Raw genomic sequence first — 18,490 nt, 5'->3', positions numbered from 1 at the left:
CACTTACCGTCGCGGGAGACGGGCTTGCCATGTCGCAACCAGAACGAACGCTTCGGCCACACCATCGCCGAATCGGTACCTGACCCCGGCCCAGTTCAGCCCAGGAGAGAACTCATGGAGATCGTGCGCACCCCCGACAACCGCTTCGCCGACCTGCCCGGCTACGGTTTCACGCCGCACTATGCCGAAATCCCCAGTGGTACCGGTCAAACGCTGCGCGTGCACTACCTCGACGAGGGCGCGCCAGATGCCGACCCGATTCTGCTGATGCACGGTGAGCCGTCCTGGAGCTATCTCTACCGGCACATGATCGGCCCTCTGGTGGCCTCCGGTCACCGCGTGGTGGCACCGGACCTGGTCGGGTTCGGGCGCAGCGACAAGCCCACCGCGACAAGCGACTACACCTACGCCCGGCACATCAACTGGATGTCCGCCCTGCTCTTCGACACCCTCAACCTGCGCAACATCACCTTCTTCGGCCAGGACTGGGGTGGGCTGATCGGACTGCGCCTGGTGACCGCACAGCCGGAGCGTTTCGACCGGGTGATCGTGGCGAACACCGGGCTGCCCACCGGCGAATTCCCCCTCGGTGACGCATTCGCCGCCTGGCAGAAGTTCTCCCAGGAAGTCCCGGACCTGCCCGTGGGTGCCATCGTCAACGGCGGCTGCGCCACCGACCTGCCCGCCGATGTCATCGCCGCGTATGACGCGCCGTTTCCCGACGACTCGTTCAAGGCCGGCGCCCGTGTCTTTCCCACCCTCGTTCCGACCGCCACCGACGATCCCGAATCGGCCGCCAACATCGACGCGTGGTCGGTGCTGGCCACCTTCGACAAGCCGCTTCTGACCTGCTTCAGCGATCAGGACCCCATCACCCGCGGTGGTGAACACCTGTTCACGACGACGGTGCCGGGCGCGCAGGGACAGCCGCACACCACCGTCACCGGCGGCGGGCACTTCCTGCAGGAGGACCGCGGCGCCGAACTCGCCGAGGTCATCACAGCATTCATCGCAGCGACACCCGTCCCGGGCCGCGCCGCTCGATGACGCGGGCTGGCGGTCCGCAGCCGCGCACGCAGCCACAACCCCACGCCGCCGGGCGCCCCCGGCCTGCGTCGTCGATAATCGTCACATGGCAGAACCCGCGGAGACCGCCCTCGAACCGATCGGAGCCGTACGTCGCACCCAGGTGGGGCGGGAGGCAACCGAGCCGATGCGCGAGGACATCCGCCTGCTCGGGGCGATGCTCGGAGACACGGTGCGCGAACAGAACGGTGACGAGATCTTCGATCTGGTGGAGCGCGCCCGGGTCGAGTCGTTCCGGGTCCGTCGCTCCGAGATCGACCGGGCAGAACTTGCGAAACTGTTCGACGGCATCGATGCCGCGAAGGCCATCCCGGTGATCCGCGCGTTCACCCACTTCGCACTGCTGGCCAACGTGGCCGAAGACATCCACCGCGAGCGTCGTCGTTCCGTCCATGTCGCTGCGGGGGAGCCCCCGCAGGCCAGCAGCCTGGCGGCCACCTACCTCAAGCTCGACGCCGCCGACCTGGACGCGGGCACCGTAGCCGATGCACTCACCGGGGCGCTGGTGTCACCGGTGATCACCGCGCACCCCACCGAGACACGTCGGCGCACCATCTTCGACACCCAGCACCGGATCACCGAGCTGATGCGGTTGAAAGCGGCCGGCCTGGACACCACCGCAGACGGCGCGGCCGTGGATTTCGAGCTGCGCCGACAGATCCTCATGCTGTGGCAGACCGCGTTGATTCGCCTGTCGCGCTTGAAGATTCAGGATGAGATCGAAACCGGTCTCCGGTACTACCCGGCGGCGTTCTTCGAAGTGATCCCCAAGGTCAACGCCGAGGTGCGCCAGGCGCTGCGGGCCCGTTGGCCCGAGGCACAGCTGCTGCCCGAGCCGATCCTGCGTCCCGGCTCGTGGATCGGCGGCGACCGTGACGGCAACCCCAACGTGACCGCCGACGTGGTGCGGTTGGCCACCGGCAGTGCCGCCTACACCGCCTTCGCGCATTACTTCACCGAACTGACCGCCCTCGAAGAGGAGCTGTCGATGTCGGCGCGGCTGGTCGCGATCAGCGACGAGCTGGCAGCCCTGGCGGACAAGTGTGCAGAGCCGGCGCGTGCCGACGAGCCGTATCGGCGGGCGTTGCGGGTGATCCACGCCCGTCTCACTGCGACGGCGGCCACGGTGCTCGATCGTCAACCCGAGCACCTGCTGGATCTGGGGATGGACGCCTACCAGACCCCTGGTGAGCTGGTGGCCGACCTGGACACCGTGGATGCGTCGCTGCGAGCCAACGGCAGTGCGCTGCTGGCCGACGACCGGTTGGCCCGGTTGCGAGAAGCGGTGCACGTCTTCGGCTTTCACCTTTCGGGTCTGGACATGCGGCAGAACTCCGAGATGCACGAACAGGTGGTCGCCGAGCTGTTGGCCTGGGCCGGGGTCCATCCGGACTACGCGTCGTTGCCCGAGGACGACCGGGTGGCGCTGCTGGTCGCCGAACTGAGCACCCGCCGCCCGCTGATAGGCGAGCACGCCGAACTCTCGGAACTGGCGCACAAGGAAATCGGCATCGTGAAGGCCGCGGCGCGGGCGGTGGCGGTGTTCGGGCCGGCCGCGGTGCCCAACTACATCATCTCGATGTGCCAGTCGGTGTCGGACATGCTGGAAGCGGCGCTGCTGCTCAAAGAGGCGGGGCTGCTGGACGCGTCGGGGGAGACGCCGTACAGCCCGGTGGGCATCGTGCCGCTGTTCGAGACCATCGACGACCTGCAGCGCGGGGCGTCGATCATGGAAGCGGTGCTGGGGCTGCCGCTGTACCGCGCGCTGGTGCATGCCCGCGGCGAGAGCCAGGAGATCATGCTCGGCTACTCCGATTCCAACAAGGACGGTGGCTACCTGGCTGCCAACTGGGCGCTGTACCGCGCCGAGCTGGACCTGGTGGAGATGGCCGCCAAGACCGGAATCCGGATGCGGCTGTTCCACGGGCGCGGTGGCACGGTCGGCCGCGGTGGTGGACCCAGCTACGACGCCATCCTGGCCCAGCCGCCCGGTGCGGTGCGCGGGTCGTTGCGCATCACCGAGCAGGGCGAGATCATCGCGGCCAAGTACGCCGAGCCGCGGATCGCGCACCGCAACCTCGAGACGCTGGTGGCCGCGACGCTGGAGTCCACACTGCTGGACGTCGAGGGCCTCGGTGACGACGCCGCTCCCGCCTACGAGGTGCTCGATGATCTGGCCGCTCGCGCACAGCGGGCGTATTCCGAATTGGTCCATGAGACACCGGGTTTCGTGGAGTACTTCAAGGAATCCACTCCGCTGAGTGAGATCGGTTCGCTCAACATCGGCAGCCGTCCGACCTCACGTAAGCCCACCACGTCCATCTCCGATCTACGGGCCATCCCGTGGGTGTTGGCCTGGAGCCAGTCACGGGTGATGCTGCCGGGCTGGTACGGCACGGGTTCGGCGTTCGAATCCTGGATCGCCGACGGCGACGGACGCCTGGAAGTCCTCCAGGATCTCTACCGGCGCTGGCCGTTCTTCCGCACAGTGCTGTCGAACATGGCGCAGGTCCTGGCGAAGTCGGACATGGGCCTGGCGGCGCGCTACTCCGAGTTGGTGGAGGACCAGGAGCTGCGGCACCGGGTGTTCGACAAGATCCTCAGCGAGCATGAGCGCACCATCACCATGCTCAAGGCCATCACCGGCCAAGAAGATCTGCTGGCCGACAACCCGGCGTTGGCGCGGTCGGTGTTCAACCGGTTCCCGTACCTGGAGCCGCTGAACCATCTGCAGGTGGAGTTGCTGCGCCAGTACCGCTCGGGTGCGACCGACGAGCGGGTGCAACGCGGCATTCTGCTCACCATGAGCGGGTTGGCGACGGCTCTTCGCAACAGTGGATAGCGACTGAATCCCACTGCGCCATGACTGGTCACGGCACGAAAACCATTGTGTCGCAGCTCGTTCCTGTCAACTTCCTGTGAATGCAGGGGCTTGATATTTGGTTAGCCTGCTCTAACATGCCTTCTGCAACGGCGCGACATCAGAGGGGTGGACGAGTGATATCGGAAATCAGGGGTTGGCGTGGAACCGCCGCTGGAGTAGCAGTGCTGTTGATGGCGCTCGTCTTGGCGGTGAGCGCGTGCGGATCCTCGAACACCGCCGACGAACCCGCCGCGGACGGGGTGACCATCAGCCACAAGTTCGGCGAGACCGTCGTCCCCGCCGACCCGCAGCGTGTGGTCACTGTCGGCTGGACCGACCAGGACTTCGTGCTGCCGTTCGGCATCGTCCCGGTGGCCAGTCGCGAATTCTTCGAGGAGTACAACGACTACCCCTGGGTGCAGGCCGCCACCGGCGGCACGCCCATCCCGACCTGGGGAGCCGACGAGATCGACTTCGAGGCCATCGCCGCCGAGAAGCCCGACGTCATCTTCGCGATCTACGAGACGATCGACCAGGAGACCTACGATCGGCTGTCGCAGATCGCGCCGACGGTGATCCAGTCGGCGGACTATGCCGACGAGGAAACCCCGTGGGACGTGCAGCTCATGACCACCGGCAAGGCCCTGGGCAAAGAAGCCGAGGCCAAGGACCTGGTGGGCAAGGTGCAGGGCCGGATCGACGAGGCCAAGGCGGCCAACCCCGAGTTCGCGGGCAAGACGCTCGTGGTCGATTTCGGCCCAGAAAGTGGCGGACACTGGCTGTTGCCGGAGAACGATCCGCGCCGATCCCTGTTCACTGCACTGGGTTTCGCCACCCAGGATGTCGACGGTGACGTCAGCGAAGAGAAACTGGACCTGCTCAACCGGGACATACTGTTCGTCAACGGCGCCACCAAGGAGCAGATGATGGCCTCGCCTGCCTTCGCGCGGCTGCCTGTGGTGACCGAGGACCGGACGCTGTACACCACCTTCGAGTCGAACCTCAGCGGCGCACTGACCTACGGCGGGCCCGACGCGCTGCTGTACGCACTGGACGTGCTGACACCGCAACTGGCCAATGCCCTCAACGGACGTCCGGTCGAAGACCTGGCCAACGCCTGACCAGTGAGTGGATTTGCTGGGACGCGACCGCCTCGTGAGGAGGTGCTGTTGCTCGGGTTGATCGACTGGGTTCCGTTGGAACGAGTGCACCAAGCGGTGGTGGACGCAAACCCTGGACGTCCGATACAGGAGATCCAAGATGCCACCGTCGCGCTGGTCAGCGGGCTGACCGGCGACGGATTGTGCTCCATAGGAGACCTCACTGGCGAGAATTCGCGCTTCGTCCCGTGGCCGATCACACATGAGCAAGCGATTCAGCGCCTTCGCGATGAGTACGTCAACCGCTTCGATGATCCGGACCACTGGTCGTGGTTCTGCTGGCTCGATCTCACTGATCGAGGTGTGGCGATTGCTCAGCCGATCGAAAATCGGCTCCGCTCAGAACAGTCGGTGTGATCTCGAGGCAAACGCCGTGCGCAACTCCTGGCTGAGTTGCTCGACATCTGGTGATAGGGCCACCGCGACGCGAGCATCAACGTAGATCGACTGGGTGAACCAAAGTTCCCCGAACATCGCGTAGCCAGCACACGGAGGCTCTCCGGGTCTACGTCCAGCACTGCCATGAACCCGATTCTAGAGTGGTTTGCCGGTTCGACCAGTCACTCTGAACGACGCGCCCGCAGATGCGGGGACGCCACCGGCACCACCAGCGGTGTCCCCGTCTGGGGGTCGTCGATAATCTGGCAGGCCAACCCGTAGACGTCCAACACCAGGGCTTCGGTGATGACGTCCTTCGGGTCGCCCTGCGCCACAATCTTTCCCGCTTTCATGGCGATGATGTGATCGGCGTAGCGGCACGCGTGGTTCAAATCGTGCAGCACCGCCACCACCGTTCGGTCCTGCTCGCGGTTCAGCGCCGCGAACAGGTCCAGTAGTTCCACCTGGTGCGCGATGTCGAGGTAGGTGGTGGGCTCGTCGAGCAGCACCAGGGGAGTCTCCTGAGCCAGCACCATCGCCACCCACACCCGTTGCCGCTGGCCACCGGACAGCTCGTCGACCAACCGGCCGGACAGCGAGTCCACGGCGGTGGCGCGCATGGCCTCGGCCACCGCCTCGGCGTCCTCGGATGACCACTGCCGCAACACCTTTTGGTGCGGGAACCGGCCGCGGGAGACCAGATCGGCCACTGTGATGCCCTCCGGTGCAATGGAGGTCTGCGGAAGCAGGCCCAGCCGTCGGGCCACCTCCTTGGTGTGCAGGCTGGAAATGTCGGCGCCGTCCAGGATCACCTGCCCACCAGAGGGTTTCAGCAACCGTGCCAGCCCGCGCAGCAAGGTGGACTTTCCACACGCGTTGGGGCCGACGATGGCGCTGACCCGGCCGTCCGGGATGTCGACGGTCAGGTCCGTGATGACGGTCTTGTCGTCGTATCCGATGGTGAGGTGCTCGGTGCGCAGTCGTGAATTGCTCATCGTTTCCTTGCCTGCGTGATCAGCAGATAGATCAGGTACGCCCCGCCAAGGGACACCGTGACGGCGCCGACGGGCAGTTCGGTGGACAGCAGATGCTGGGCGATCACATCGCCGACCAGCAGCAGCACCGCGCCCATGACCGCAGACGGCACCAGCCCCACGCCCGGTGTGGCGGTGAGCCTGCGCGCGATCTGCGGTGCCGCCAGTGCGATGAACGTTATGGGACCCGCTGCGGCACAGGCCAAGGCGACAAGTGCGACTCCGACACCCAGATAGGCCAGCCGAACCCGCTCGGTACGGACACCGAGGGCGCCCGCGGCGTCGTCACCTAACTGCAGCACGGGCAACTGCGGTCCGAGCGCCACCAACGCCGCTGCCGCCACACCCACACAGACCGTCATCGGCACCACCTGCGACCAGCTCAGGCCGCTGAGCGTGCCCTGCTGCCACACCGACGCCGTGACGGCGGTGTGGAAGTCGAGCTTGATCACGATCCACTGGTTCACCGAGTTCAACACCGCGCTGACACCGATACCGACCACGATCAACCGGTATCCGGCCACTCCGTTGCGATACGACAGCCCGTACACCAGCACCGCGGTGACCAACGCACCCACCAGCGCACCTGCGGCCACCGCGTAGTAGCCGACGCCGACGGTCGCGAACACGGCCAGCGCACCGGTGTAGGCGCCGAAGTTGATGCCGATGATGTCGGGGCTGCCCAAGGGGTTTCGGGTCAGCGCCTGGAAGATCGCCCCGGACACTCCCAGCGCCGCCCCGATCAACAGGGCCATGAGGATGCGCGGCATCCGCCACTGAAGGACCACCACCCGGTCGAACGAGGTGTTGTTGCCCAGCAGGACGCTGACGACGTCGGCGGGAGCCACCGGATACTTGCCGATGCCGATCGCAAACACCGCCAGCACGAGCGCACCGGCCAGCAGTCCGGCGACCACGACCAGGGCCCGCCAGGACAATCGCAGGGACAGACCGCCGAGTCGAAGGACCGCTTGCCGGTTGCCGAACTGCACGTCACTCATGCGCGATCTGCTCCCACGCTCGGGCCCGCGCACTCGCTACTGGCTGGGTCATGCGGCGCCCCGCTTCCGGATCAGCCAGATCAGTACCGGCGCACCCAGGAATGCCGTCACGATCCCAGCGGGCAGCTCGGACGGTCGGATCACCAGCCGGCCCACGATGTCGGCGGCCAGCAGCAGCGCCGGCGCCACCACAGTCGCGTAAGCCAGGATCCAGCGCCAGTCCGGGCCGGTGAACCGTCGCACCGCGTGGGGCACCATCAGGCCGACAAAACCGATGGGTCCCGCTCCGGCGGTGGCCGCCCCGGCCAGCAGCGTCACCGCCACCAGGCTCAGCGCCTGGGTGCGGACCACGGTGGCGCCCATGCTCTTTGCCAGATCGTCACCCAGGGCGGTCACGTTCAACGAACGTCCGACAACCACGCACAGGATTACCCCGGCGAGGATGAAGGGGCTGATGGCCGCGGAGATGTCCAGGCCGCGGGCATCGAGGGCGCCGGCATCCCAGAACCGCATGTTGTCGAAGGCCCGCGGGTAGCGCAACCGGACCGCGAAGGCGACGCCGTCGAGTACCGCGGCGATGGCGACCCCGGCCAGCAACACTCGCACCGGAGTGGCGGTCGACCGTCCCGTCATGCCCACCAAGTACACCAACACCATGGCGAACAACGACCCGGCGAACGCGAACCAGATGTAGTTCCACACGTCGTGCACGCCCAGGAACGCGATAGCGCCGACGACAAAAAGTGCTGCGCCCGAGTTGATTCCGAGGATCTCGGTATCGGCCAAGGGGTTACGGCCCACCGCCTGGATGAGCGTGCCCGCCAAGCCCAGCGCCAACCCGACCAGCAGTGCCAGCACCGTGCGAGGGATCCGCAGGTCGTGCACGATCCATTGATCGCCGATGTCCTGGTAGTCGGTGACGGCCTGCCACACCGTGCCCAAGGACACGTTCTGGGTCCCGATGGCCAGACTGGCCACACACATCAGAACCAGGACGGACGCTGCGACCACCAGACCTGCCGCGCGGTGGTTGCCGCGCACCCGGATCGGGGTCGCGGTGACGGCGGTCAGAGGCCCACCCGTTCGAGAGCGTCGTCGAACTCCTCGGAGGCCACCTTGTCGCCTTTGCCGTCGGCCAGGGCTTTCTCGTAGACCGCCACCATGTCGTCGGCGACCAGGGCGAACTTCGCATCCCAGGTCTCGGAGTCGAACCGCCAGTAGCCGGTGATGTCGAACTGGTCAGCCTTCCAGCCCAAGCCGCGCACGTACTTGCGCACCGTCCTGGACTCCGCCGCTTCCCCGGCGAACCAGCAGTAGCCGACTCCCGACGGCAGCTTCAGGTCGCGAGTCGACGCGGCGAGAACACTTGGCGCGTGGCCGTTTCCGGTGCCCACGGAGGTAACCAGCGTGAGATTCGGATGTCCGGGCAGATAGGCGAGATCGTCTTCGGAGGCCACCTCGACGAGCGCAATCGCGCGCTGATCGACGGGCAGTTCCTCGATGATGCGGGCACACGCGGGCAGACCGGAAAGATCGGTGATCAGCAGCTGCCAGTCGGTATCGGCCGGCGGCTGATACCAGGACCTGGCGTGGTCGAGACCCACCCGGTCGCCCGCGCGGGCCCCTTGTGCCCAGGTGGTGCCCGGGCCGCGCTCATGGAGCACCACATCGAGAGAGATGCGGGTGCCGTCCTGGGAGCGCACGGAGTAGTTGCGTCCTACGTCGGACTCCGAGAGATACACCCCCACGGCGGAATCACCGGCGGTTTTCACGTCGAGACTGTCGAGGTCCTCGACCTCGAGCACCACACGAACCATGCGCAAACTCAGTGGAACCGTCTCCAGGACGGTGGCGTACGAGAAGCTCATCGTTGCTCAGGCTAGCCTTCGAGCCTGGGCGGTTGGAGCCCTCCCTAGAGCCCGGTGCGGTTGCGCACCGCATTCATCACGCCGCGCATCGCGTTCTCCGTGGCGGCGATGGGGGACACCACCGCCTCACCGACGCCGACGATCCGCTCCACCCGGTCGACGATGCCTTCCAGTCGGTCCACCACCGCGATCAGCCGCGGCGCGAGTTCGTCGATCCGGCTGATCGTTTCGTTGAAGCGTTCCAGCGTGGCATCCAAGCCGTCGGTGGAGTGGTTCAGATCCTCGAGCGTCTCGGTGAGTCCATCCAGCAGGGCGTCCACCTGGCCCACGGTGACGTCGGCGTTCAGCGCCGCCTGGGCCAGCGTCTTCAGGCGCTGTTGAGCCGGGCGGGTCTTGGCCGGAACGTCCTTTTCTGCCATGCCCGCCATTATGGCGGGCTACAGCTTGGCCGCGGCCTCGGTATCGAGCAACCACACCGTTTTCTCGGAGCCGGCGGCGCCGGCGGCCGGGATGTCCAGCGGGTCGGCCCCTCCGATGGCGGCGGCCACCGCGTCGGCCTTCGCCTCGCCGGAGACCACCAGCCACACCTCCCGCGAGCGAACGACGGCAGGGAAGGTCAAGGTGATGCGCCGCGGCGGCGGTTTCGGTGAGTTCTCGACACCCACCACGAACCGTGTCTTCTCGGCCGTGGCCACGGTGTGGGGGAACAGCGAATTGACGTGCCCCTCACCGCCCATGCCGAGGAGGTGCACGTCGAACACCGGGGTCGGCTCGCCCTCGGGAGCGTTGGCCGCCAGCACCTGCTCATAGGCCAGTGCGGCGGCGTCGATGTCGGCGCCGAACTCGCCGTCGGAGGCGGGCATGGCGTGCACGTTGCGGGCGGGGATGTCGATGTGGTCCAGCAGTGCCTCACGGGCCTGCTTGTCGTTGCGCTCGTCATCGGCCTCGGGCACGTAACGCTCGTCGCCCCAGTACAGGTGCACAGCCGACCAGTCGATACCGCCGCCGTTGGCGGCGACGTGCTTGAGCAGAGCCACGCCGGTGCCGCCGCCGGTCAGGACGATGGACGCCTCACCGCGTGCGGTGATGGCCCCGGTGATGGCAGCCACCAGCCGATCACCGGCGGCGGCCACCAGTTCGGCCGTGTCGCCGTACTTTTCGACAACGGTTTCAGTCATGAATATTGCACCTTGTCGATTCCCTTGAGTGCTTCGAAGTAGATCTCGTCGGAGTCCAGCCTGCGCATGTCCTCGGCCAGGCACTCCTTGGTCTCCCGGCGCGCCAGAGGCACCAGGGCTTCGGGCTTGGCCGTGCGCGACAGCGTCGCGGTACGGCCCTCCTGCGGGCGGCTCAGGGTGATGCTCTCGGTGCTGCGCACCAACTCCACCTTGAGCTCACCCACCTCGCGGCGCACCGGTCCGTCGATCCGGCTGGCCAGCCAACCGGCCAGCACGTCGAGCGCCGGTTCGTCGGCCAGACCCGACACCAGTGCCGACTCGATGGGCTCGTGCGGCGCCTGATCCAGCGCCGCCGTCAGCAACGCCCGCCAGTAGGTGATCCGGCTCCACGCCAGATCCGTGTCCCCGGCGGTGTAACCCTGCGCGCGCGATTTGATCGCAGACAGCGGATCCGCGTCGTTGGTGGCGTCGGTGATCCGGCGGATGGCCAACTGCCCCAACGGGTCCTGCGCCGGCACTGCGGGAGCGATATCAGGCCACCACGTCACCACCGGAGTGTCCGGCAGCAGGAACGGTGTCACGACACTGCTGGCGTGATTGGCCAGCGGGCCGGACAGCCGCAGCACCACAACCTCGTTGGAGCCGGCGTCGCTGCCGACGCGCAGTTGCGCGTCCAGCCGGGCATTTTCGGCCAGCCGATCAGCGGGGCTGACGACGATCACTCGGCACGGATGCTCACGGCTGGCCGCGTTGGCCGCATCGATGGACTCCTCGAGCACCGCTTCGGTGTCGGGGGCGATCACCAGCGTCAGCACGCGGCCCAGGGTGATGGCGCCGCCCTCCTCGCGGAGTTGGACGATCTTCTTGTTGATGGCACCGGTATTGGTGTCAGGCAGGTCGACAATCATCGCTAGGGCCGCCTCCATTCGCGGCCCGAGCGCCGCAGCATCTCGAACGCCGACTCCGGGCCCCAGCCGCCGGACTCATACGGGTCCGGTTTGCCATGGCTGGCCCAGTATTCGAGGGCGGGATCGAGGATCTTCCAGGACAATTCGACTTCCTCGTTGACCGGGAACAGCGACGGCTCGCCCAGCAGGACGTCGAGGATCAGGCGCTCGTAGGCCTCCGGTGACTCCTCGGCGAAGGCCGAGCCGTAGGAGAAGTCCATGCTGACGTCGCGGACCTCCATCGCGTTGCCCGGGACCTTCGACCCGAACCGCAGCGTGATGCCCTCGTCGGGCTGCACCCTGATCACCAGGGCGTTCTGGCCCAGTTCTTCGGTCATGGTCGCGTCGAACGGCAGATGTGGCGCGCGCTTGAACACCAGGGCGATCTCGGTGACCCTGCGGCCCAACCGTTTTCCGGTGCGCAGGTAGAACGGCACCCCGGCCCAGCGACGGGTGTCGACATCCAGGGTGATGGCCGCGAACGTCTCGGTGGTCGACGACTTGGAGAACCCCTCCTCGTCGAGCAGGCCGACCACCTTCTCGCCGCCCTGCCAGCCCATCGCGTACTGCCCGCGAGAAGTGGTCTCGTCGAGGGGTTCGGCCAGACGGGTGGCCGAGAGCACCTTGATCTTCTCGGCCTGCAGCTCGTCGGGGGAGAAGCTCACCGGCTCCTCCATGGCCGTCAGCGCCAGCAGCTGGATGAGGTGGTTCTGGATGACGTCGCGGGCAGCGCCCACTCCGTCGTAGTAGCCGCCACGTCCGCCGAGCCCGATGTCCTCGGCCATGGTGATCTGCACATGGTCGACGTAGTGGGCGTTCCACACCGGTTCGAACAACTCGTTGGCGAAGCGCAGGGCCAAGATGTTCTGCACCGTCTCCTTGCCCAGGTAGTGGTCGATGCGGAACACCGACGACTCCGGGAAGACGCTGTTGACCACCCCGTTGAGTGCCTCCGCGCTGGCCAGGTCGTGACCGAACGGCTTCTCGATCACCACGCGAGACCAGCAGCCCTCCGGCTTGTCGGCCAGGCCGGACCGTGACAGCTGCTCGCAGACCACCGGGAAAGCATTCGGCGGGATCGACAGGTAGAACGCGTGATTGCCGCCGGTGCCCCGTTCGGTGTCGAGGGTGTGCAACGTCGACTTCAGCCGCTCGAAGGCGTCGTCGTCGTCGAAGGTGCCCTGCACGAACCGGATGCCTTCGGCCAACCGGTCCCAAACCTCCTGGCGGAACGGCGTGCGGGCGTGCTGCTTGACCGCGTCGTAGACGACCTTGGCGAAATCCTCATCGGCCCAGTCCCGTCGGGCGAACCCCACCAACGCGAAGGTCGGCGGCAGCAGCCCGCGGTTGGCCAGGTCGTAGATGGCCGGCATCAACTTCTTACGGGCCAGATCACCTGTGACACCGAAGATCACGACGCTGCAGGGCCCCGCAATACGGGGCATGCGTTTGTCGCGCTTGTCCCGCAGCGGGTTCACCCAGTCTTCGGGCATCGAGCTGCAATCGCTCATTTCTTCTCGTCGAGCTGGCCCTGGGTGGCCTCGATCAACTCCTGCCACGACTTCTCGAACTTCTCGACACCCTCGTTCTCCAGTACCAGGAACACATCGGTGAGGTCGACGCCGAGAACCTCGAGCTTGTCGAAGACGACCTTGGCGGACTCGGCGGTGCCGGTGACGGTATCGCCGGTGACCACACCGTGGTCGGCCACCGCGTCGAGAGTCTTCTCGGGCATGGTGTTCACCGTGTTGGGCGCCACCAGCTCGGTGACGTACAGGGTGTCCGAGTAGTCGGGGTTCTTCACACCGGTGGATGCCCACAGCGGACGCTGCGCGCGGGCGCCTGCGGCCTTCAGTGCCTCGAAGCGGGCACCGCCCTCGAACACCTCTTGATAGGCGGCATAGGCCAGCCGGGCATTGGCCACACCGGCCAGCCCTCGGGCGCCCAGCGCAGAGTCGGTGCCGATGGCCTCCAGTCGCTTGTCGATCTCGGTGTCCACCCGAGAGACGAAGAACGACGCCACCGAATGGATCTTGGCCAGATCATGGCCGGCAGCCTTGGCGGCCTCGAGGCCGGCCAGGTACGCGTCCATGACGGCCCGGTGCCGCTCCACGGAGAAGATCAGCGTGACGTTGACCGAGATGCCCTCGGCGATCACCGCGGTGATGGCAGGAAGGCCGGCTTCGGTGGCCGGAATCTTGATCAGCACGTTGGGCCGATCGACGATCTTCCACAGTTCGATGGCCTGCAGGATCGTCTTGTCGGTGTCGTGCGCCAGGCGTGGGTCCACCTCGATGGACACCCGGCCGTCGACGCCGTCGGAATTCTTGTAGATCCCGGCGAACAGGTCGCACGCGTTGCGAACGTCGTCGGTGGTGACGGTACGGATGGTGGCATCCACGTCGGCACCTCGCTCGGCGAGCTCCTTGACCTGCGCGTCGTAGGCGTTGCCCGCCGACAGTGCCGCCTGGAAGATCGACGGGTTGGTGGTGACGCCGACGACGCTCTTGGTGTCGATGAGCTCCTGCAGGTTGCCGGTCTGCAATCGGTCACGGGACAGGTCGTCGAGCCATACGGAAACGCCTGCGGCGGACAGCGCCGCAAGGTTGGCATTCTGAGTCATGTTGTCTGCCTTTGTTAGTTATTGATGGTGCGTTCGGCGGCGGCGGCGACGGCTTCCGGGGTGAACCCGAACTCGCGGAACAGAACTGCATCTGAGGCCGACTCGCCGTAATGCTCGATCGAAACGATCTCGCCGGTGTCGCCGACCAGCTTGTACCAACTCTGCGCGACGGCCGCCTCGACGGCGACACGCGCCGACACCGAGGGGGGCAGCACCGAGTCGCGGTACTCCTTGGGCTGGCTCTCGAACCACTCCACGCAGGGCATCGAGACCACGGCGGCCACGATGTCCTTCTCGGCCAACAACTTCTTGGCCTCGACGGCAAGCTGCAGTTCCGAACCGGTGCCGATGATGATGACGTCCGCGGCGCTGGCGTCGTCGCCGCCCAGGACGTAGCCGCCCTTGGCGACACCTTCGCTGGAGGTGCCCTCCAGAACCGGGATGCCCTGACGGGTCAGGATGAAACCGACCGGACCGCTTCCATTGCCGCGCTCGATGATGCTGCGCCACGCGTAAGCGGTCTCGTTGGGGTCACCGGGGCGCACCACCGACAGGTTCGGGATGGCACGCAGGGCCGCCAGGTGCTCGATCGGCTGGTGGGTGGGGCCGTCCTCACCCAGGCCGATGGAGTCGTGCGTCCAGATGTAGATGGTGTCGATGTCCATCAGCGACGCCAACCGCACCGCCGGGCGCATGTAGTCCGAGAACTGCAGGAACGTGCCGCCGAACGCGCGGGTGGGTCCGTGCAGCACGATGCCCGACAGGATCGAGCCCATGGCGTGCTCACGGATGCCGAAGTGCAGCACCCGGCCGTAGGGGTCGGCGGTGAAGTCCTCGGTGGAGATCGACGGTGGACCGAACGACTTCACCCCCTTGATGGTGGTGTTGTTGCTGCCGGCCAGGTCTGCCGAGCCGCCCCACAGTTCGGGCAGCTTCGGGGCGACGTCGTTGAGCACCTGGCCGAACGCGGCGCGGGTGGCGACCGCCTTGGAGCCCGGCTCCCAGTACGTGATGTCCGAATCCCAGCCTTCGGGCAGTTCCTGGGCCAGCAGCCGGTCCAGCAGCTTCTTGCGCTCGGGCTCCCGCTCGGCCCAGGCGTCGAACCCGGTCTGCCACTTCTCGTGCGCTTCGCGACCGCGCTCGACGAGCTTGCGGGTGTGCTCGATGACCTCGGGGCGCACCTCGAACTTCTTGTCCGGATCGAAGCCGAGGATCTTCTTGGTGGCGGCCACTTCGTCGTCACCCAGTGCCGAGCCGTGCACGCCGCCGGTGTTCATCTTGGTGGGTGCCGGATAGCCGATGATGGTGCGCACCGAGATGAACGACGGCTTGTCGGTGACCTTCTTGGCCTCGGCGATGGCCGCTTCGATGCCGACGACGTTCTCGCCGCCGTCAACCTCCTGGACGTGCCAGCCGTACGCCCGGTAGCGGTCGGCGACGTTTTCGCTCAGGGCGATGTCGGTGTCGTGCTCGATGGAGATGTGGTTCTTGTCGTAGAAAACGATCAGGTTGCCGAGCTGCTGGGTGCCCGCCAGCGACGAGGCTTCGCTGGTGACGCCCTCTTCGATGTCGCCGTCGGAGGCGATCACGTAGATGTGGTGATCGAACGGGCTTTCACCTTCGGGGGCGTCCGGATCGAACAGGCCGCGCTCGTAGCGGGCGGCCATCGCCATGCCGACAGCCGAAGCCAGGCCCTGGCCCAGCGGGCCGGTGGTGATCTCCACGCCCTTGGTGTGGCGGAACTCCGGGTGACCCGGCGTCTTGGATTTCCAGGTCCGCAACGACTCGATGTCCTCGAGCTCCAAGCCGAAACCGCCGATGTAGAGCTGCAGGTACAGCGTCAGACTGGAGTGCCCGCAGGACAGGATGAACCGGTCGCGGCCCAGCCAGTGCACGTCACTGGGATCATGGGTCATCTGCCGCTGGAACAGCGTGTAGGCCAGCGGGGCCAGACTCATCGCGGTTCCCGGGTGGCCGTTGCCGACCTTCTGGACGGCGTCGGCGGCCAGGACACGCACGGTGTCGACTGCCAGCGAATCGACCTCGGTCCAGTCGTCGGGGTGGTGGGGTTCGGTCAGCGTCGCGATTTCTTCGACGGTGGTCACAGGCTCACTCCTTGGTGGCGTGTCTGGTTGGCAGGCCGCACCATCCAACCCTAATGCTCGGCGGCGACCGAGTGCAGGTTGCATTCGCAAGACTGTTCGTCCGCCCGTTACGGTGGGTAACGCGGAATCGACCCTGCGGTAATCCACGGCTCGGTCGTCGGTCTACCATCGTTTGTAGTAGACGCAGCGAAGCGGCCAAAAGCATTTCGCGCGCGCACCACCGGCCGAGGATGAGGAGTTGACTGCGTGAGCCTTCGCGAGCGCCACCTCAGCTCCGGCACGTCAAAAGCCGGAGGGGCGCCCAAGCGGATCCGCGGCACTTTGCTGGCGTACATCGCGCTGACCAAACCACGCGTTATCGAATTGTTGCTGGTCACCGCTATTCCGGCGATGCTGCTGGCCAACCGCGGTGTTGTCGACCCGTTGCTGATCCTGAACACTCTGGTGGGCGGCATGCTGGCCGCCGCCGGCGCCAACACGCTGAACTGCGTGGCCGACGCCGACATCGACAAGGTGATGAAGCGCACCGCCCGGCGCCCGCTGGCCCGCGCCACGGTGGCCACCCGGAATGCCCTGGTGTTCGGACTGGTGCTCTCCGTCGGCTCGTTCTTCTGGCTGTGGTGGACGTCGAACCTGCTCTCCGGCGTGCTCGCCGTCATCACCATCGCGTTCTACGTTTTCGTCTACACCCTGCTGCTCAAGCGCAGGACCTCGCAGAACGTGGTGTGGGGTGGCGCGGCCGGCTGCATGCCGGTGATGATCGGCTGGTCCGCTGTGACCGGGACCATTCAGTGGCCCGCCCTGGTGATGTTCGCCATCATCTTCTTCTGGACGCCGCCGCACACCTGGGCGCTGGCCATGCGCTACAAGGACGACTATGCCGCGGCCGGGGTGCCGATGCTGCCGTCGGTGGCCACCGAGAAACACGTCACGCTGCAGATCGTCATCTACACCTGGCTGACGGTTCTGGCCACGCTGGCGCTGGTGCCTGCCACTGGTTGGCTGTACACGGGCGTGGCGTTGCTGGCCGGGGCCTGGTTCCTGATCATGGCGCACCAGCTCTACGCGGGCGTGCGACGCGGTGAGCCCGTCAAACCTTTGCGGCTGTTCCTGCAGTCGAACAACTATTTGGCTGTCGTGTTCTGTGCGCTGGCCATCGACTCGGCCGTCGCGCTGCCCACGGTTTTTTAGGGTTTTGGGCGTGATTACAGCCGCTCAGCGACCGTAATCACGCCCAAATCCCTCAGGGGATCAGGACGATGGAGCCGACCGTCTTGCGGCCCTCCAGATCGCGATGCGCCTGCTCGGCATTCTCCAGCGGGTAGTGGGCGCTGACGTTGATGGTGATGGCGCCCGAGGCGATGGCGTCCAACAGCTCACCGGCCCGCCAGGCGAACTCGTCGGCGGTGCGGGTGTAGTGCACCAGGCTGGGCCGGGTGAGGAACACCGAGCCCGCGGGGTTCAGCCGCTGCGGATCGAACGGCGGCACCGGGCCGCTGGCCGCGCCGAACAGCGCGAGCACGCCGCGGACCGCCAGGCTCGCCAGGCTGGCTTCGAAGGTGCTCTTGCCCACGCCGTCATAGGCCGCCGCGACACCCACGCCGTCGGTCAGCTCACGGATCGTGGCGGCGAACTCCGCCGGATCGTCCGGATAGTCCAGCACCTCGATGGCGCCCGCCTGGCGGGACAGCTCGGCCTTCTCCGGCGTAGAGGCGGTGGTGATCACCCGGGTACGGAGGCTGGTGGCCCACTGCGTCAGGATCAGCCCCACACCGCCGGCGCCGGCGTGCACCAGGATGGTGTCCTGCGGCTGCACCGCGTACGTCGACTTCAGCAGATAGTGCGCCGTCATCCCCTTCAGCAGCGCCGAGGCCACCTGGTCCGGGGCCACGCCGTCTGGCACGTAGGCCACGAAGTCTGCAGGGGCGACGGCGTATTCGGCGTAGGCGCCGTCGGCGACGTTGGTGACCACGCGGTCACCGACGTTGAGGGCGGCCACGTCGTCGCCGACGGCCTCGACGATGCCGCAGACCTCACTTCCGGAGACGAACGGTGTCTCTCGCGGGTAGAGGCCGCTGCGGAAGTAGGTGTCGATGAAGTTCACGCCGATGGCCTCGGCCTTGATGAGTACCTGACCCGGGCCAGGTGTGGGCTTGGGGCGCTCGACGTAGGTCAGGACTTCGGGGCCGCCGGTCTGCGGAACTTCGATCGCATGCATGCTGACTATCATCCTTGAGCGTGAAGACC

The 18,490-nt window shown here is 66.6% G+C and carries 16 protein-coding genes; 5 read left to right on the top strand and 11 right to left on the bottom strand.

Annotated features, from left to right (window positions below; translation table 11 throughout):
* Window positions 1-114: 114 nt before the first annotated feature.
* From BVC93_RS28450 to BVC93_RS28435, 4 genes are all read left to right on the top strand, one after another.
* Window positions 115-1,047: a haloalkane dehalogenase gene (locus tag BVC93_RS28450; protein WP_083740324.1), complete on the top strand. Its 933-nt coding sequence runs from the start codon at window positions 115-117 to the stop codon at window positions 1,045-1,047.
* 85 nt (window positions 1,048-1,132) lie between these two features.
* Window positions 1,133-3,928 carry a phosphoenolpyruvate carboxylase gene (gene ppc / locus BVC93_RS28445; protein ID WP_083740323.1) on the top strand — a complete coding sequence of 932 codons (2,796 nt, stop codon included), beginning with the start codon at window positions 1,133-1,135 and terminating at the stop codon, window positions 3,926-3,928.
* A 212-nt stretch (window positions 3,929-4,140) separates the two neighbouring features.
* Window positions 4,141-5,070 (top strand): ABC transporter substrate-binding protein, encoded by a 930-nt coding sequence (locus tag BVC93_RS28440; RefSeq protein WP_083741431.1) that lies wholly within the window; start codon window positions 4,141-4,143, stop codon window positions 5,068-5,070.
* Window positions 5,071-5,118: 48 nt separating this feature from the next.
* Entirely contained in the window at window positions 5,119-5,466 is a 348-nt protein-coding gene (locus tag BVC93_RS28435; protein WP_157517116.1) for a hypothetical protein, read from the top strand.
* 203 nt (window positions 5,467-5,669) lie between these two features.
* On the opposite strand, the gene BVC93_RS28430 is transcribed toward BVC93_RS28435, so the two are convergent.
* From BVC93_RS28430 to tkt, 10 genes are all read right to left on the bottom strand, one after another.
* A complete protein-coding gene (locus BVC93_RS28430) occupies window positions 5,670-6,482 on the bottom strand; it encodes an ABC transporter ATP-binding protein (protein WP_083740321.1) in 813 nt (270 codons plus the stop codon).
* Window positions 6,479-7,522 carry a FecCD family ABC transporter permease gene (locus BVC93_RS28425; protein WP_083740320.1) on the bottom strand — a complete coding sequence of 348 codons (1,044 nt, stop codon included), beginning with the start codon at window positions 7,520-7,522 and terminating at the stop codon, window positions 6,479-6,481. The genes BVC93_RS28430 and BVC93_RS28425 overlap by 4 nt, the downstream gene beginning before the upstream one ends.
* A gap of 48 nt (window positions 7,523-7,570) precedes the next feature.
* A complete protein-coding gene (locus tag BVC93_RS28420) occupies window positions 7,571-8,506 on the bottom strand; it encodes an iron chelate uptake ABC transporter family permease subunit (RefSeq protein WP_083741430.1) in 936 nt (311 codons plus the stop codon).
* Window positions 8,507-8,589: 83 nt separating this feature from the next.
* Window positions 8,590-9,390, bottom strand: a complete 801-nt coding sequence (locus BVC93_RS28415; protein ID WP_083740319.1) for a siderophore-interacting protein — start codon at window positions 9,388-9,390, stop codon at window positions 8,590-8,592.
* 44 nt (window positions 9,391-9,434) lie between these two features.
* Complete coding sequence (locus tag BVC93_RS28410) at window positions 9,435-9,818, bottom strand: ATPase (protein ID WP_442928989.1); 384 nt, start codon at window positions 9,816-9,818, stop codon at window positions 9,435-9,437.
* Between the two features lie 9 nt (window positions 9,819-9,827).
* Window positions 9,828-10,568, bottom strand: coding sequence for a 6-phosphogluconolactonase (pgl, locus tag BVC93_RS28405; protein ID WP_083740318.1), 741 nt, complete (start codon window positions 10,566-10,568; stop codon window positions 9,828-9,830).
* Window positions 10,565-11,476 carry a glucose-6-phosphate dehydrogenase assembly protein OpcA gene (gene opcA, locus BVC93_RS28400; protein ID WP_083741428.1) on the bottom strand — a complete coding sequence of 304 codons (912 nt, stop codon included), beginning with the start codon at window positions 11,474-11,476 and terminating at the stop codon, window positions 10,565-10,567. Before opcA ends, pgl begins: the two co-directional genes overlap by 4 nt.
* 2 nt (window positions 11,477-11,478) lie before the next feature.
* Window positions 11,479-13,008: a glucose-6-phosphate dehydrogenase gene (zwf, locus tag BVC93_RS28395; RefSeq protein WP_192860432.1), complete on the bottom strand. Its 1,530-nt coding sequence runs from the start codon at window positions 13,006-13,008 to the stop codon at window positions 11,479-11,481.
* Between the two features lie 14 nt (window positions 13,009-13,022).
* The gene (gene tal, locus BVC93_RS28390; protein ID WP_083740316.1) at window positions 13,023-14,138 is read right to left on the bottom strand and encodes a transaldolase; all 1,116 of its coding nucleotides are present in this window, start codon (window positions 14,136-14,138) and stop codon (window positions 13,023-13,025) included.
* Between the two features lie 14 nt (window positions 14,139-14,152).
* Entirely contained in the window at window positions 14,153-16,243 is a 2,091-nt protein-coding gene (tkt, locus tag BVC93_RS28385) for a transketolase (protein WP_083740315.1), read from the bottom strand.
* Between the two features lie 309 nt (window positions 16,244-16,552).
* Between tkt and BVC93_RS28380 the strand changes: the two genes are divergently transcribed.
* Complete coding sequence (locus BVC93_RS28380; RefSeq protein ID WP_442929112.1) at window positions 16,553-17,434, top strand: heme o synthase; 882 nt, start codon at window positions 16,553-16,555, stop codon at window positions 17,432-17,434.
* Between the two features lie 52 nt (window positions 17,435-17,486).
* Here BVC93_RS28380 and BVC93_RS28375 read toward each other — a convergent pair whose 3' ends face one another.
* A complete protein-coding gene (locus BVC93_RS28375) occupies window positions 17,487-18,461 on the bottom strand; it encodes a quinone oxidoreductase family protein (protein WP_083740313.1) in 975 nt (324 codons plus the stop codon).
* Window positions 18,462-18,490 lie beyond the last annotated feature (29 nt).

It is taken from the genome of Mycobacterium sp. MS1601 (genome assembly GCF_001984215.1).
In the GTDB taxonomy this organism is placed as follows: domain Bacteria; phylum Actinomycetota; class Actinomycetes; order Mycobacteriales; family Mycobacteriaceae; genus Mycobacterium.
Note: the sequence above shows the minus strand (reverse complement) of the source record. Positions and strands in the feature narration are given on the sequence as shown.